General features: G+C 37.4%; 14 protein-coding genes and 3 pseudogenes. 14 read left to right on the forward strand and 3 right to left on the reverse strand.

Annotated features, from left to right (window positions below; genetic code table 11):
- Positions 1 to 3: 3 nt before the first annotated feature.
- Complete coding sequence (locus HSISS3_RS04075) at positions 4 to 831, reverse strand: PrsW family glutamic-type intramembrane protease (protein WP_021151794.1); 828 nt, start codon at positions 829 to 831, stop codon at positions 4 to 6.
- A gap of 158 nt (positions 832 to 989) precedes the next feature.
- On the opposite strand from HSISS3_RS04075, the gene HSISS3_RS04080 reads away from it, so the two are divergent.
- From HSISS3_RS04080 to HSISS3_RS04090, 3 genes are all read left to right on the forward strand, one after another.
- Positions 990 to 2534: a zinc ABC transporter substrate-binding protein AdcA gene (locus tag HSISS3_RS04080; protein WP_021151795.1), complete on the forward strand. Its 1545-nt coding sequence runs from the start codon at positions 990 to 992 to the stop codon at positions 2532 to 2534.
- A gap of 216 nt (positions 2535 to 2750) precedes the next feature.
- Positions 2751 to 3149: a hypothetical protein gene (locus tag HSISS3_RS04085; RefSeq protein WP_008534771.1), complete on the forward strand. Its 399-nt coding sequence runs from the start codon at positions 2751 to 2753 to the stop codon at positions 3147 to 3149.
- A gap of 170 nt (positions 3150 to 3319) precedes the next feature.
- Positions 3320 to 3631: a hypothetical protein gene (locus tag HSISS3_RS04090; protein WP_042771815.1), complete on the forward strand. Its 312-nt coding sequence runs from the start codon at positions 3320 to 3322 to the stop codon at positions 3629 to 3631.
- Between the two features lie 57 nt (positions 3632 to 3688).
- Here the strand turns inward: HSISS3_RS04090 and HSISS3_RS04095 are convergent.
- Positions 3689 to 4695 (reverse strand): annotated as a pseudogene (locus HSISS3_RS04095) (YeiH family protein).
- A gap of 171 nt (positions 4696 to 4866) precedes the next feature.
- Between HSISS3_RS04095 and HSISS3_RS04100 the strand changes: the two are divergent.
- On the forward strand, positions 4867 to 5580 hold the full coding sequence (locus HSISS3_RS04100) for a glucosaminidase domain-containing protein (RefSeq protein ID WP_021145253.1): 714 nt from the start codon (positions 4867 to 4869) through the stop codon (positions 5578 to 5580).
- 82 nt (positions 5581 to 5662) lie between these two features.
- Here HSISS3_RS04100 and HSISS3_RS04105 read toward each other — a convergent pair whose 3' ends face one another.
- Positions 5663 to 6571 carry a LysR family transcriptional regulator gene (locus HSISS3_RS04105; RefSeq protein WP_002888521.1) on the reverse strand — a complete coding sequence of 303 codons (909 nt, stop codon included), beginning with the start codon at positions 6569 to 6571 and terminating at the stop codon, positions 5663 to 5665.
- Between the two features lie 205 nt (positions 6572 to 6776).
- Here HSISS3_RS04105 and glmS point away from each other — a divergent pair, with 205 nt between their 5' ends.
- The 10 genes and pseudogenes from glmS to HSISS3_RS04155 form a co-directional block, all read left to right on the forward strand.
- Positions 6777 to 8585, forward strand: a complete 1809-nt coding sequence (glmS, locus tag HSISS3_RS04110) for a glutamine--fructose-6-phosphate transaminase (isomerizing) (protein ID WP_021151798.1) — start codon at positions 6777 to 6779, stop codon at positions 8583 to 8585.
- Between the two features lie 110 nt (positions 8586 to 8695).
- Positions 8696 to 9025: a zinc ribbon domain-containing protein YjdM gene (locus HSISS3_RS04115; RefSeq protein ID WP_021145256.1), complete on the forward strand. Its 330-nt coding sequence runs from the start codon at positions 8696 to 8698 to the stop codon at positions 9023 to 9025.
- A 195-nt stretch (positions 9026 to 9220) separates the two neighbouring features.
- Positions 9221 to 9862, forward strand: coding sequence for an amino acid ABC transporter permease (locus tag HSISS3_RS04120; RefSeq protein WP_002888525.1), 642 nt, complete (start codon positions 9221 to 9223; stop codon positions 9860 to 9862).
- An 8-nt stretch (positions 9863 to 9870) separates the two neighbouring features.
- Positions 9871 to 10499 (forward strand): annotated as a pseudogene (locus HSISS3_RS04125) (amino acid ABC transporter ATP-binding protein).
- Between the two features lie 12 nt (positions 10500 to 10511).
- Positions 10512 to 11363 carry an amino acid ABC transporter substrate-binding protein gene (locus HSISS3_RS04130; protein ID WP_021151801.1) on the forward strand — a complete coding sequence of 284 codons (852 nt, stop codon included), beginning with the start codon at positions 10512 to 10514 and terminating at the stop codon, positions 11361 to 11363.
- Between the two features lie 112 nt (positions 11364 to 11475).
- Positions 11476 to 12891: a Y-family DNA polymerase gene (locus HSISS3_RS04135; protein WP_021151802.1), complete on the forward strand. Its 1416-nt coding sequence runs from the start codon at positions 11476 to 11478 to the stop codon at positions 12889 to 12891.
- Positions 12888 to 13265 carry a hypothetical protein gene (locus HSISS3_RS04140; protein ID WP_042771817.1) on the forward strand — a complete coding sequence of 126 codons (378 nt, stop codon included), beginning with the start codon at positions 12888 to 12890 and terminating at the stop codon, positions 13263 to 13265. The genes HSISS3_RS04135 and HSISS3_RS04140 overlap by 4 nt, the downstream gene beginning before the upstream one ends.
- Positions 13243 to 13524: a DUF5960 family protein gene (locus tag HSISS3_RS04145; protein ID WP_021151803.1), complete on the forward strand. Its 282-nt coding sequence runs from the start codon at positions 13243 to 13245 to the stop codon at positions 13522 to 13524. The genes HSISS3_RS04140 and HSISS3_RS04145 overlap by 23 nt, the downstream gene beginning before the upstream one ends.
- 121 nt (positions 13525 to 13645) lie before the next feature.
- Positions 13646 to 14665 (forward strand): alcohol dehydrogenase AdhP, encoded by a 1020-nt coding sequence (adhP, locus tag HSISS3_RS04150; RefSeq protein WP_002888530.1) that lies wholly within the window; start codon positions 13646 to 13648, stop codon positions 14663 to 14665.
- A gap of 335 nt (positions 14666 to 15000) precedes the next feature.
- Positions 15001 to 15300, forward strand: a pseudogene (locus tag HSISS3_RS04155) (transposase family protein); the annotation flags it as partial.

Genomic DNA, 15300 nt, shown 5'->3' on the forward strand with positions numbered 1-15300 from the left:
GCTTTAACTATGGCTATTTTCTTCATCAAGCCTAGATAGCAGTTGGTAAAGCATAATGAAGAAGAAAAGATTAATTGAAATAAGAAGGCCTGAAGCCCAGGGAAAATCACTTTCTAAATTTCGAAGAGGTGAGTTCCAAGCAAAATGAGCGGCAAAAGCACCACAGGCATAAAGGAAGCCAATAAGGCAGTATTTTTGATTAATAAGCTTTCGACATGAACGCCATATTAAGATTAAGCCCATAGCAAAGAAGGACGTATAAAGCCAGTGAGATGATACGACACCAATACTGCGGCCAAGGATTCCCGAAATCGTATAAGAAAAACCATCAGGTAAATCTGAAAGGATATAGGAGAAATCTTCACTAATCTGAAAACCTAGACCAGCTGTTATAGCAACAAGTAAGAGCCCTTTGTAACTTTTTGTTGGTACCATATAGATAGCAAAGAGAAAAGCTGCTAGTTTGAGAGGTTCCTCAACAAGAGGAGCCATAATAGCATCTTCAAAACGATAGAAAAAATGTTTCGAAGATAGGTGGGCCGTTACCCATTCATGAGAGAAGGTATTGGCATAACCTGCCATCCATCCCGTGATAAAGAGACCACCAATTAGGGCAAAAGCTAGTACAAGTGGTCTAACCTGCCATTTTTCACCTAAATGATAAATAAGAAATAAAGCTGGAACGATATAACATAGTGCAATGAGTGTTGATAGCCCAATGATACCGTAAGCTGAACCAGACAGAGCACCTGAAGTGTATGATTGGGTATCATAAGTCAGGCCAATGGCTGAAAGTAACAAAAAAATATACAGGGTTAATTTTCGAAACATGTATAACCTACTTTCCAAATGATACTTCCAGTATAACAAATAATTCATTTACACCGAAATATTTCAATTTTTTATTTTAGGACTTGCAAAATAAAAATAGTGTGATATACTTAACCAGTAAACTATTAACTGGTTAAGTATTTTTTGAAAGGATTATTATGAAAAAGAAACGTATTTTTGGCCTAGCAGGCCTAGCAGCGATTGTTCTAGCAGCAGGTGCAGGTATTTATTATACGACTAGCCAACATAGTTCAAAAGACAATGGTGATATGAAAGTCGTTACAAGTTTTTATCCCGTTTATGAATTCACCAAGCAGGTTGTTGGTGATGAGGGAGAGGTGTCTTATCTTATTCCTGCAGGAAGTGAAGCCCATGATTTTCAGCCTTCTACGAAGAATGTCGCTGATATTGAAAAGGCTGACACTTTTGTCTATCTAAATGAAAATATGGAAACATGGGTTCCAAAGGTTGAAAAAACCATTAACACCAAACATACTAAAGTCATTAAGGCAAGTAAGGGTATGGTTCTTCTTCCTGGTATTGAGGAAGAAGAGCATGAGCACGGGGAAGAAGGTCATCACCATGAGTATGATCCCCATCTCTGGCTGTCACCAAAACGTGCTCAAAAGTTGGTAGAAACCATTAGAGATGGTTTGATTGCGCAACACCCTGACAAGAAAGCGGTGTTTACAACAAATGCAGAGAAATACCTTAAAAAATTACAAACCTTAGATAAAGAGTATACCGAAGCACTCAGTCAAGCCAAACAGAAGAGTTTCGTAACACAACACTCAGCTTTTGCTTATCTAGCCTTAGATTACGGTTTGACACAAGTGCCAATTTCAGGTGTTTCTGCTGAGTCTGACCCATCGGCTAAACGTATTGCTAGTCTTTCTAAGTATGTCTCAGAATATAACATTAATTATATCTACTTTGAAGAGAATGCTTCAAGTAGTGTTGCTAAGACCTTAGCCAATGAAGTAGGTGTTAAGACAGCAGTTTTAAATCCGATTGAATCTTTAACCAAGGATCAGTTGAAAAAAGGTGAAAATTATGTCAGCATCATGAACGAAAATTTAAAAAATCTTCGTTTGACTACCGATGTTGAAGGTAAAGCCATTCAACCAGAATCTGGAAGTGATGATAAGAAAACAGTCCAAAATGGCTATTTTGATGACAAAGATGTTAAAGATAGAAAACTAACTGATTGGTCAGGTGATTGGCAATCTGTTTATCCTTACCTTCAAGATGGTACTTTAGACCAAGTATTCGAATACAAATCTCTAATGAACAAGGATAAAACAGCACAAGAGTATAAGGATTACTATACTAAAGGGTATCAAACAGACGTTTCTAAAATTTCGATTGATGGTAAGAAAATGACTATGACTTTCACTAAGACTGATGGAAGTAGTGTGACACATACTTATCGTTATGACGGCTATAAGGTTTTGACCTATGCTTCTGGTAAGAAAGGTGTTCGCTATCTTTTCACAGCTACTGACAGTCAAGCGGCGGATAATCCTTACCAATATGTCCAATTCTCGGACCATCAAATAGATTCAACAACTTCAGCACATTTCCATATTTTCTTTGGAAATAGCAGTCAAGATGAGATTCTAAAAGAGATGGATAATTGGCCAACTTACTATCCAGCAAAACTCAGTGGCTTTGATATCGCACAAGAAATGATCAGTCACTGATACTATTAAATCACTCATATTTTGAGTGATTTTTCTTCTTTAAAAAATCTTTCATTTTTAAACTCTTAGAAAAATAGCTTGTGCAATAATTTTAAAATAGAAGATTTAAACAAAAAAATTTTTCTAAAAAATCATGAAAAAATTAAATTATTACTACTTTTTTCATTCTTTAGTGGTACAATAATATTACGATTTTCAGATGACCAGGAGAGACCCATGAACCAGTATTTAGTAGCGATACACTATATTCAACTGCTGCAAGCAGAACTCGATATTCTTAATCATGATGCACGATTACTTTTTGATTTAAAGATTGACCCTAATCTTGCCAAAAGAGAACTTGCTGACCTAAAAGTATCCCTGTCTAAATTATCTGATAAAAATCTTTATATTGAAGGAACTATCTGGTACCAGCCAAGTTTATTCACGATTATCGATCAAAATTTAGGAGTTATTGATGATTGGCTAAAGGACATAGATGACTTCTTTGCATTTACCTATGCAACAACAGTTTATACAGTTTTGAAAGAAAATGAAAATCGTAGCTATGACCTATTGCTTGGTCTCTATAGACGCCTAGAATATATTGTTTCAGAAATAAAAAGTTGCCGCTAGCTTGCTAACGGCTTTTAGTTTACCCTGATAGAATCATATTAATCTATTAAGTAGATATAACATACATTTAAAATACCAAATAATTTGACAAAATATTCAAATATGTGTAAAATAAAATTTGAAAATACTCTAATAAAAAGAACTAAAGATTAAAGGAAGATAATAACGAAGTGAGTAATCAGGGGTTGAAATGGGGTTCTTTTTGTAAATATTATTTGGTGAGTCTTGCTTCACTAAGCCTTTTATGTTTTGCGTTCTATGGCCTTTATTCTCTAAATGAACTCTTCCCATTGTCTTTAGACAAGACTTCAGGCTTGGAAATTAAGCATTATTCTGGTCAGTCATCTTCTACAGATAAAAAAGATGGTATTTATAAAGTCCAAGACTTTAGTGGCCAAACTAAGAGTTATGATGTTGATTTGCATGTATCAAATGAAGGGGATAAGGTTGTTCAAACCTACATCTTCGAGTATAAGAAATGACATCTCGTGATAAAAACTCACAAACTATTCGTTTGTGAGTTCTTTTGTATTTATATTTTACCAGAGTCCTAATACTTTTTGCATGAGCAGGGATGCAAGACTAATCAATACCCAACAGAGCCCCCCAACTAGTAGAGCGGATCCGCCTTTGGTAATGAGTTTCTTCAGATTTGTTTGGTAACCGATAGCTGTCATTGCCATGATAATCATAAACTTTGAAAGGTTCTTTAAAGGAGCAAAAACAGTAGCGGATGCGCCAAGAGACGTTGTAACAGTTGTAATGAGAGAAGCCACTAGGAACCAGAGAATAAAATTAGGAACAGCTTTGATTATAGAAAATGACTCTTTTCTATCTTCCTTTTTTGATTGCCAAATAGATAGGCCAAGTGTAATAGGAATGATTGCAAGAGTACGAGTTAACTTAACAATTGTTGCTTGCTCTAAAATCGATGTTCCGTGCAAGCTATCCCAAGAACTGGCAGTGGCAGTTACAGACGAAGTATCGTTAACGGCTGTTCCAGCAAATATGGCGAATCCTTCATTACTAAGGCCTAGCCAAGATCCCAAGTGAGGGAAGAACAGAGCCGCTAAGATATTAAAAAAGAATATTACCGAGATTGCTGTGGCTATGGATTCATCTTTCGCTTTGATGACAGGTGCTGTTGCAGCAATAGCAGAACCTCCGCAGATTGAAGAACCAACTCCTACTAAAGTAGTAATTTCGCTGTCTAACTTAAATAACCGGTGAATGATATAAGCCGTACTGAGTGCCGTAGCAATAGTGACTAAAATGATAGGAAGTGAGGTTAAGCCAACTTTGAAAACTTGAGAAAGGTTTAGCCCAAACCCTAGAAGAATAACAGCGTATTGTAATACTTTTTTGATGTGAACTGTATTCCAGTTTTGAGTTTTTCAGAGTCTGTAATTAAACTGCCAAACAAGAGGCCAATGAAAAGGCCAATGACAGGCCCTCCGATAATAGGAAATAATATTCCAAGATACCAGGCTACAAGCGAAATAAGTATTGCAATACTTATACCAGGTAAGAATGATTTGATTTTCATTTTTTCATCTCCTTAAAAATTGCCTATATTATATCTTATTATTTAGGCTATGTAAAGGTGTTATTAGGGCTTGTTTTTTGGGGAAACATCTCTATAACTTGCTAAGGGTCTTTTTTTCTGATAGAATAGTATTAAAATATTATAATGGGAAATCTTAAGAAGGAAGGCTATATGTATCGTCATTTAAAGAAGTATTTGATTTTTATTGTGGGAGCTTTTATTTGTTCATTATTTTTAGTCTTAGCTTTTACAACCGATAGAAAAAATGATAACAGTGTCAACGCTAAAGCTGAAGCTGCTTATAACCAAACGACTACTGCTTTTATTGGTAGTATCGGTGAAACTGCGAGACAAATTGGTCAAGACTATAATATCTATGCTTCTGTTCTAATTGCTCAAGCTATTCTTGAATCGAATTCTGGGCAGTCAGGTCTTAGTCAAGCACCTTATTACAACTTTTTTGGAATTAAAGGAACTTACAATGGAAACTCGGTAACAATGCGTACTTGGGAAGATGATGGTACAGGGAAGACTTATGAGATTGATCAGCCGTTCCGTTCTTATGGTAGCTTGAGCGATTCTTTGGCGGATTACGCTGCTTTGATGACATCATCAACTTATGCTGGAACTTGGAAATCTAATACAAGCAGTTATGCGGATGCTACTCAAGCACTTACAGGAACATATGCTACAGATAGTCTTTATGCTTCTAAGTTGAACAGTATTATTGCCTACTATGGTCTTACTGCCTATGACCAAGCTCCAGTTACCCAAACAACAGGTTCAACTGGTAGTCTTGTTTGGAATCGCTATAGAGGGTCTTACACGGACGCTGAAACTTTATCTATAGACGAGGCTTGGGCAAGCTATAAAAATTATAAATAATAGTAAGAGTCGAAAGGCTCTTTTTTGCGCACTTAAAAATCCCCAGCAACATATGTGGGGATTAAGATGAGAAGTCGTTAGCTTAGTTGTCAAAAGTGACTTCTTTAACAAGGTTATCTAGAAATTGTTCCCCCATTTTAGAGAGTGTTGCCTTTTCATGCTTCAAGTAAACAATATCAATTTCATCATCAATATCGAGTGGAATAGAGACAATGTTGTCACCATTTAGGTTACTATTTAAGATACCAGTGGCAATAGTGTAACCATCCAAACCAATTAATAGATTGAAGAGGGTCGCACGGTCTGAAACTACTATAGATTTTTTGTGGGGAATTTGTGAGAGAATTTCTTCGGAATAGTAGAAGGAATTATGAATCCCTTGATCGTAACTAAGGTATGGGAAGTCTTCTAAATCTTCTAAAGAGACAATTTCATGCTTGGCCAATGGATTTGATTTGCTGACAAAGATATGAGGTCTAGCTTTAAAGAGACTGGTATATGTGAGACGGTTGTCATCAAACATCTTAGTCAAGACGTCACGATTATAGCTATTAAGAAAGAGGACGCCGATTTCTGATCGAAAGTTCTTAACGTCTTCAATGATTTCATAAGTGCGAGTTTCACGTAAGAAGAGCTCATAACGTGTCATATCAGCTCTCTTGAGAAGTGAGACGAAGGCATTAACCACAAAGGCATAGTGTTGTGAAGAAACACTGAACAATTCACGTGTTTCGGTATGACTTTTGTAACGTTCTTCCAAAAGGTTAGTTTGTTCCACTACCTGACGGGCATAGGAAAGGAACTCGACCCCATCCTTGGTTAAGGTGATTCCCTTAGGGTTACGGATGAAAATATCAATCCCCATTTCTCTTTCCAAATCACGGACAGCATTAGAAAGACTCGGTTGTGTAATGAAAAGTTGTTTTGCGGCCTCATTCATAGAGCCGGTTTCGACGATTTTAATAATATAATGTAACTGTTGAATTCGCATAGCTTTATTATAGCATATTTTAAGTATTATTCCTTAGGATAAGAAGCGTTAAAAGTTCTTTTTAGGACTATACCAATTTTTATGCTTGACAATGTTAAGTATATGGAATATACTGTCATCGTTAAGCTTTCTTAGGAGCTTATTGACTATACCAATTTAAAATGAAGGAGACATAACCTCCTTAATATGGGGTTATATAAAAAATATGTGCGGAATTGTCGGTGTTGTAGGGAACACAAATGCAACTGATATCTTGATTCAAGGACTTGAAAAGTTAGAATACCGAGGCTATGATTCAGCTGGTATCTTTGTAGCTAGTGATACATCTAGTCAATTAATTAAGGCTGTGGGCCGTATTGCAGAACTTGCTGCTAAGACTAAAGGAGTAGAGGGAACATCTGGTATTGGACATACTCGTTGGGCGACTCACGGGAAACCGACAGAGGACAATGCTCACCCACACCGCTCAGAAACAGAACGTTTTGTTTTGGTTCATAATGGTGTTATTGAAAACTATCTTGAAATTAAGGAAGAATACCTTTCTGGTCATCATTTCAAAGGTCAAACCGATACTGAAATTGCTGTTCACTTGATTGGTAAATTTGTTGAAGAAGACGGTTTGTCAACCCTTGAAGCTTTCAAGAAGGCTCTTCATATTATTCGTGGATCATATGCCTTTGCCCTCATGGATTCAGAAGATGCCTCAACAATTTATGTGGCAAAAAACAAATCACCACTTTTGATTGGTCTTGGTGATGGCTATAATATGGTCTGCTCAGATGCCATGGCTATGATTCGTGAAACAAATCAATATATGGAAATTCACGATCAAGAGTTGGTTATCGTGAAGGCGGATAGTGTTGAAGTTCAAGACTATGATGGAAATGTCAAAGAACGTGATAGTTATACAGCTGAGCTTGACCTTTCTGATATTGGTAAAGGAACATACCCATACTATATGCTCAAAGAAATTGATGAGCAACCAACAGTGATGCGTAAGCTTATTCAAGCCTATACAGATGATAAGGGTCAAGTGACTGTGGATGCTGATATTATTAAGGCTGTTCAAGACGCTGACCGTATCTATATTCTTGCAGCAGGAACTTCTTATCATGCTGGTTTTGCTTCTAAGAAGATGCTTGAAGAATTGACTGATACACCAGTTGAGCTTGGTATTTCTTCTGAGTGGGGTTATGGTATGCCACTCCTTAGCAAGAAACCTCTCTTTGTCTTTATTAGTCAATCAGGTGAAACAGCAGATAGTCGTCAGGTTCTTGTTAAAGCTAACGAAATGGGTATTCCAAGTTTGACAGTAACAAATGTTCCAGGTTCAACGCTTTCACGTGAAGCAGACCATACAATGCTTCTTCACGCTGGACCAGAAATTGCTGTCGCTTCTACTAAAGCTTATACTGCTCAAATTGCAACTTTGGCTTTCTTGGCAAAAGCAGTGGGTGAAGTTAATGGTAATGAAAAAGCTAAGGCCTTTGACTTGGTTCACGAATTGTCTCTCGTGGCTCAATCTATCGAATCAACACTTTCTGAAAAAGAAGTTATTGATGGGAAAGTTGCCAACCTTCTTGCAGAAACACGTAATGCATTCTATATCGGACGTGGACAAGATTATTATGTGGCTATGGAAGCTAGTCTTAAATTGAAAGAAATCTCATATATCCAATGTGAAGGTTTTGCAGCAGGTGAGTTGAAACATGGTACAATTGCTCTTATCGAAGATGGTACGCCTGTTATCGCTCTCTTGTCTGATCCAGTCCTTGCTAGCCATACTCGTGGTAACATTCAAGAAGTAGCAGCACGTGGTGCTAAAGTCTTGACTATTGCGGAAGAAAATGTCGCTAAAGAAGATGATGACATCGTTCTTAACAACGTTCATCCATATTTGTCACCAATTTCAATGGTTGTACCAACTCAATTAATTGCTTATTTTGCAACGCTTCATCGTGGACTTGACGTTGATAAGCCACGTAACTTGGCTAAGTCAGTTACTGTTGAATAAAAATGCCAACACCTCTGATTTTTCTAGGAGGTGTTGTTTGTTTTTACTCTTGCGTAATTACTCATTCTAAAGTAGAATAATAGCTATATCAGAATTTTTAGGAGAGAAATATGTCACTACCAAATTGTCCCAAATGTAACTCAGAGTATGTTTATGAAGATGGTATCTTGTTAGTCTGTCCAGAATGTGCCTATGAGTGGGATCCAAACGAGGTTGCAGAAGAAGGGCTTGTGGTTCTTGATAGCAACGGAACACGTCTTACTGATGGTGATACTGTCACAGTTATTAAAGACCTTAAGGTTAAGGGTGCTCCCAAAGACATCAAGCAAGGAACACGTGTTAAAAATATTCGCTTAGTTGAAGGTGACCACAACATTGACTGTAAGATTGATGGTTTTGGTGCTATGAAACTTAAATCTGAATTTGTCAAGAAAGTCTAAAATTAGTGCATAGGTAGGTAAGCCTAAATATTTACAATTGCTAATATTAGCTAAGTCTTTGAGGAGTGAGGCTGGGGACTCAAGTTCATTACAATGAGTTCGGCCTCTCTCCTTTTAGTATTTTCAAAATTTTATACCCTTTTTCGTTTTTTTTGGTATAATATTCAAAAATACTAAATAATTATAGGAGTTTATATGTCATACGTTTTGGAAGTATTACCAGCCCTTTTGAATGGTGCGGTAGTTACACTTCAAGTATTTTTCATTGTTATCGTACTGTCGATTCCATTAGGGATTGTGCTTGCTTTCTTAATGCAGATTAAGTTCAAACCTTTAAATTGGTTGTTGACCCTCTATGTTTGGATTATGCGTGGGACACCGCTCCTTTTGCAACTGATATTTGTGTATTATGTTCTTCCGAGTGTTGGGATTGTCTTTGACCGTCTACCAGCTGCCATTATTGCTTTTACCCTTAACTATGCAGCTTATTTTGCAGAGATTTTTCGTGGAGGAATCTTGGCTATTCCGAAAGGTCAATATGAAGCTGCCAAGATGCTTAAATTGAGTCCTTTCCAAACGATTCGCTACGTTATCCTTCCTCAAGTGGTCAAGATTGTTTTGCCAAGTATCTTCAACGAAATTATTAACTTGGTTAAAGATTCATCATTGGTTTATGTTCTTGGAGTCGGAGACCTCCTTTTGGAAAGTCGTACCGCTGCCAATCGTGATGCGACCTTAGCACCTATGTTTGTGGCTGGAGCTATCTATCTTATCCTTGTTGGTGTGGTAACTGTAGCTTCTAAACGTATCGAAAAGAAATTCAACTACTACAAATAGGAGACCTTATGTTAGAATTAAAAAATATTTCCAAGCAATTTGGTCAACACAAAATTTTTGATAAATACAACTTAACTGTTGAAGAGGGGAAAATCCTAGCTATCGTTGGACCATCTGGTGGTGGTAAGACCACTCTTTTGCGTATGTTAGCGGGACTTGAAACCATTGATTCTGGGCAAATTATCTATGAAAATGAAGAGATTTCTTTGGATCAGATGGAAAGTCGTAATTTGCTGGGCTTTGTTTTCCAAGATTTTCAACTGTTTCCGCACTTGACTGTCTTAGATAACCTGATGCTTTCGCCAATTAAGACGATGGGAATGTCTAAAGAAGATGCCCAGAAAAAGCCCAAGGTTTGCTTGACCGTTTAGGACTTGGAGCTCACGGAAATGCTTATCCTTACTCTCTTTCTGGGGGACAAAAACAACGGGTTGCTTTTGCGCGTGCCATGATGATTGATCCCAAAATCGTCGGCTATGATGAACCAACCTCAGCGCTGGACCCTGAATTGCGTCAAGAAGTGGAGAAATTGATTTTGCAGAATCGTGATACAGGGATTACGCAAATTGTTATCACTCACGATATGCAGTTCGCACAGAACATCGCTGATGAGATTGTCACTATCAATCCAAAATAGTGAGGATTTTGCATGAAAAAAATAGTAAAAACAGTTTTGCTAGGCTGTCTTGTTCTCTTGCCTTTGTTTGCGCTATCAGCTTGTAGCTCGCGCTCACATTTTGCAACTCAGAAAGACCAGTGGCAAACCTACACCAAAGAAAAGAAAATCAAAATTGGTTTTGATGCAACCTTTGTTCCTATGGGATATGAGGAGAAAAATGGTAGCTATGTCGGTTTTGATATTGATCTTGCTACCGCAGTTTTTAAATTGTACGGTATTGATGTTGAATGGCAAGCCATTGACTGGGATATGAAGGAAACAGAATTAAAAAATGGGACAATTGATCTCATTTGGAATGGCTACTCAGTTACTGATGAACGTAAGCAGTCAGCAGACTTTACGGAACCTTATATGATCAATGAACAAGTACTGGTAACCAAAAAATCTTCAGGAATTGATTCTGTTGCAGGAATGTCCGGTAAGACCTTAGGTGCTCAGGCAGGTTCCTCTGGTTATGATGCTTTCAATGCTTCTCCGAAAATTTTGAAGAATATTGTTGCTAACCAAAAAGCAGTCCAATATTCAACCTTTACACAAGCCTTGATTGACCTGGAGAGTGGACGTATTGATGGCTTGTTGATTGACCGTGTGTACGCTAATTACTACCTAGAGAAATCAGGGGTTCTGGATCAGTATAACGTTATGCCTGCTGGGTATGAGGGTGAAAGCTTTGCCGTAGGTGCCCGTAAATCAGATAAGACTCTAATCACAAAAATTAATCAAGGATTTAAAACACTTTATAAAAATGGAGAATTCCAAAAGATTTCTAACAAATGGTTTGGCGAAGATGTTGCTACAGACCAAGTTAAAGGGAAAAAATAAGATGATAACAACATTCTAGAAGGGATGTTGTTATTTTTTACGAAAAATACTTGAAATAAAACAAGTTATATTTTATACTATTGTTAGTTTATAAACTAACAAAGGAGCAAGCATGGGATATTTTGATTATTCAAGAGAGCCACAAAGTGATATTGCTTTTGTAGATATGAAATCTTTCTATGCGAGTGTGGAGTGTGTTGAACGTGGCCTGCATCCTCTTAAAACTTCTCTATGTGTGATGAGTAGGGCTGAAAATGCGAATGGTTTGATACTAGCTTCTTCACCCATATTTAAAAAAGTTTTTGGTAAGTCAAATGTTAGTCGTTCTTATGACTTACCTTTTGACATTCATTCTCGTAAGTTTCATTATTATAATGCCAAAAAACAAGGACTGCCAACGGATAGGGATTTTGTAGATTATATCGAATCTTGGGCCAAGATTACCTTTATCGTCCCTCCTAGAATGGACCTTTATATCAAGAAGAATATTCAGATTCAACATATTTTCCAGAATTATGCTAGTGTTGAAGATATTCTTCCCTACTCGATTGATGAGGGTTTCATTGATCTCACATCGTCACTGAATTATTTTATTCCCGATAGGACTGTTACTAGAAAAGATAAGTTAGATATGATTTCAGGGCGTATTCAAAGAGATATTTGGAGGGAGACAGGTATTTACTCAACAGTTGGGATGTCTAACAGCAACCCCTTATTGGCCAAGTTAGCTCTTGATAATGAAGCCAAACATACGGCTACTATGAGAGCCAACTGGTCCTATGAAGATGTCGAGACTAAGGTTTGGAATATTCCCCATATGACCGATTTCTGGGGGATTGGTAAGCGGATGGAGAAGCGGCTAAACAAGTTGGGAATTTTCTCTATTCGAGAACTTGCGAATAGCAATCCTGATATCCTTAAAAAGGAATTAGGTGTTGCTGGACTGGACCTCTTTTTTCATGCTAACGGTATTGATGAGAGTAATGTTCATAAACCTTATAAACCAAAGTCACATGGCTTAGGAAATTCTCAAATCTTACCACGAGACTATGAGCGTCAAGCTGATATAGAATTGATTCTAAGAGAGATGGCAGAACAGGTAGCCATTAGATTAAGACGAGCCCATAAGAAAGCTTGTCAAGTTTCCATTAGCATTGGATTTTCAAAGTTAGAGGGCAAGCGTTCGCTACAAGCACAGATGAAGATTGAACCTGCTAATAACACAAGGATATTAATAGGACATGTCATTTCACTCTTTAGGAAGAAATATCAAGGAGGGGCTGTTCGAAGTGTGAGTGTCTCTTATGCAAATTTTGTAGATGAAGGGCTTCAAATTCTTTCTTTATTTGATAATCCAGATGACATTGATAAAGAAGAAAGGCTTCAAGCAGCTATAGATAGTATTCGCCAGGAATTTGGCTTTACTACTCTTCAAAAGGCTAATGCTTTACAAGAGGCCTCTAGGAGCCTTGCTCGTAGTAGGCTTATTGGTGGACACTCTGCTGGAGGATTGGATGGCTTAAAATGATAGACCGTAGTTACCTTCCCTTTCAATCAGCTAGGGAGCATCAAGATAGGGGAATGATGAAGTGGATGGGCTTTTTCTTGTCAGAACACACAAGTTCCTTATATGAAGATAAGACTAAAGAAGATTTTACGAGTCATTTGGAGGATTTGGAGAAATTTACCCTATTAAACCAGCTTTATACGGGACAATTATTGGGAAATTTTCAGATAAAGGATAAAAATAGATGCTGTAGATATAGTGGCTATGTGGTTGAATTGAATCTTAATCAAGTTACGGTAAAATCTGACAAGCAGCATATACGGATTTACATTAAGGATATACTAGAAATTAGCTTGGGAGTTGAAGCCATAAATGAAGAAGAGAAAAATTTATGACGATAAGCTTCAGATTGACTATTTTTCTGATAGCTATTTAAAATTTGAAGAAGATTTTTATCGCTATTCTGCTATGGATATACCTCTGACCTTCTTGACGGATGACATTTTAAGAGAAATGGCAATCAGTCAGAAGAACTATTTTTTATTGAATAAAGAGAATGCTAGGGATGGACGCAGCCATTATTTCCATTTTGAGGTCAGTCTTCTGGATTCTAGGACACTTGTAAGAAAATACAAGTATCTTGGAAATGATTGATTGGTACAAAGGGCTTTCACGAAAATTTCTAAATGGTAGAGAAAAAATATTATAAGCGTTGACATTTGTTGTGCAAGTGCTACAACGAAAGTGTTAAAGTTCTTATATGGAGGTAACTAAAATGAGAGCAGTTGTTGTTAATAATGAAGGTACAGGAGTAGAAGTTGTTAATCATGACAAACCAGCGGTAGTGGGACATGGTCAAGCTTTGGTTAAAGTGGAATATTGTGGTGTCTGTCATACGGACCTTCACGTAGCTCATGGAGATTTTGGTAAGGTTCCAGGTCGCATCTTGGGGCATGAAGGAATTGGTATTGTCGAAGAAGTGGGTGAAGGTGTTGAAACACTTAAAAAAGGTGACCGTGTGTCAATTGCTTGGTTCTTTGAAGGATGTGGCCATTGTGAATATTGTACAACTGGTCGTGAAACTCTCTGTCGTTCTGTAAAAAATGCAGGTTATAATGTGGATGGTGGTATGAGTGACTATGCCTTGGTTACAGCTGACTACGCTGTGAAAGTTCCAGAAGGACTTAACCCAGCTCAAGCTTCATCTATTACTTGTGCGGGAGTTACAACCTATAAAGCGATTAAAGAGGCTAAAGTTGAACCTGGTCAATGGGTTGCAATCTACGGTGCTGGAGGGCTAGGTAACTTGGCTATTCAATACGCTAAGAAAGTGTTTAATGCACGAGTAGTAGCTGTTGATATCAACCAAGATAAACTTGATTTGGCTAAAGAGTCTGGTGCTGATTTAGTTGTAAATGGTAAGGAAGTTAAAGATGTGGCAGGCTATATCCAAGAAAAAACTGGTGGTACTCACAGTGCAGTTGTAACAGCAGTTTCTAAAGTTGCTTTCAACCAGGCTGTCGATAGTGTACGTGCCGGTGGGACAGTCGTTGCGGTTGGTCTACCATCTGAATATATGGAGCTCTCAATTGTCAAAACAGTTCTAGATGGTATCCGTGTTGTTGGATCTCTTGTAGGTACACGTAAAGACTTGGAAGAAGCCTTTGACTTCGGTGCACAAGGTTTGGTAGTACCGGTTGTTGAAACCGTTCCTGTTGATACAGCGGTAGAAGTCTTTGATCAAATGGAAAAAGGACAAATCCAAGGACGTAAAGTACTGGATTTCACTAAGTGATAATATCTCTCTTATAGTGTTATCACGATTACTTGAAGAGTAGAGCAGTTTAAACAGACTAAATCACTTTTGAAAGAAGCTTATCAGAATAAAATTCCACCGATTTATTTGTGTCGATGGAATTTTTGTTTGCCAATAGCGTCATTTGGATATATAACAAAAAAAGCGTTGAACGGATTAGTTCAGCGCTTTTGAAGTGTGTTTAGTTTTATTCGGCTCTATAATTTCTGTAGTGGGTAAAATCACTATAGAGATTATAGAGCTTTTTGAATGCAGACAAAAAGTCCCATAAGAACTATAATGAAAAGCAACCAAACCATCATTAGGAAGAACTTATGAGACTTATTAAGAATACCACAGAATTAATCGGAATTAAAGACCCAAATATCATTATTTCTCTTGTTTTTGAAAAAGATACCTACATCGAGGTTCAAGCAACACTTGATTATCCTGCACCATCATGTCCTCACTGCCAAGGAAAGATGATCAAATATGACTTTCAAAAGCCTTCTAAAAATTCCTCTCCTTGAACAAGCTGGAACACCTACACTATTACGTCTTAAAAAGCGTCGTTTCCAGTGTAAAAGTTGTAGGAGAGTCACGGTAGCTAAGACATCAATCGTTGAGAAAAAACT

The sequence above is a fragment of the Streptococcus sp. HSISS3 genome (assembly GCF_000448605.1).
Classification (GTDB): Bacteria; Bacillota; Bacilli; order Lactobacillales; family Streptococcaceae; genus Streptococcus; species Streptococcus raffinosi.

Bases quoted from the DNA above. Each gene is read 5' to 3' on its own strand.
- HSISS3_RS04130 (WP_021151801.1), top strand. From the start codon at position 10,512: ATGAAAAAAATAGTAAAAACAGTTTTGCTAGGCTGTCTTGTTCTCTTG.
- HSISS3_RS04145 (WP_021151803.1), top strand. From the start codon at position 13,243: ATGAAGAAGAGAAAAATTTATGACGATAAGCTTCAGATTGACTATTTT.
- HSISS3_RS04115 (WP_021145256.1), top strand. From the start codon at position 8,696: ATGTCACTACCAAATTGTCCCAAATGTAACTCAGAGTATGTTTATGAA.
- glmS (WP_021151798.1), top strand. From the start codon at position 6,777: ATGTGCGGAATTGTCGGTGTTGTAGGGAACACAAATGCAACTGATATC.
- HSISS3_RS04100 (WP_021145253.1), top strand. From the start codon at position 4,867: ATGTATCGTCATTTAAAGAAGTATTTGATTTTTATTGTGGGAGCTTTT.
- HSISS3_RS04135 (WP_021151802.1), top strand. From the start codon at position 11,476: ATGGGATATTTTGATTATTCAAGAGAGCCACAAAGTGATATTGCTTTT.
- HSISS3_RS04140 (WP_042771817.1), top strand. From the start codon at position 12,888: ATGATAGACCGTAGTTACCTTCCCTTTCAATCAGCTAGGGAGCATCAA.
- HSISS3_RS04075 (WP_021151794.1), bottom strand. From the start codon at position 831: ATGTTTCGAAAATTAACCCTGTATATTTTTTTGTTACTTTCAGCCATT.
- HSISS3_RS04085 (WP_008534771.1), top strand. From the start codon at position 2,751: ATGAACCAGTATTTAGTAGCGATACACTATATTCAACTGCTGCAAGCA.
- HSISS3_RS04105 (WP_002888521.1), bottom strand. From the start codon at position 6,571: ATGCGAATTCAACAGTTACATTATATTATTAAAATCGTCGAAACCGGC.
- adhP (WP_002888530.1), top strand. From the start codon at position 13,646: ATGAGAGCAGTTGTTGTTAATAATGAAGGTACAGGAGTAGAAGTTGTT.
- HSISS3_RS04080 (WP_021151795.1), top strand. From the start codon at position 990: ATGAAAAAGAAACGTATTTTTGGCCTAGCAGGCCTAGCAGCGATTGTT.
- HSISS3_RS04120 (WP_002888525.1), top strand. From the start codon at position 9,221: ATGTCATACGTTTTGGAAGTATTACCAGCCCTTTTGAATGGTGCGGTA.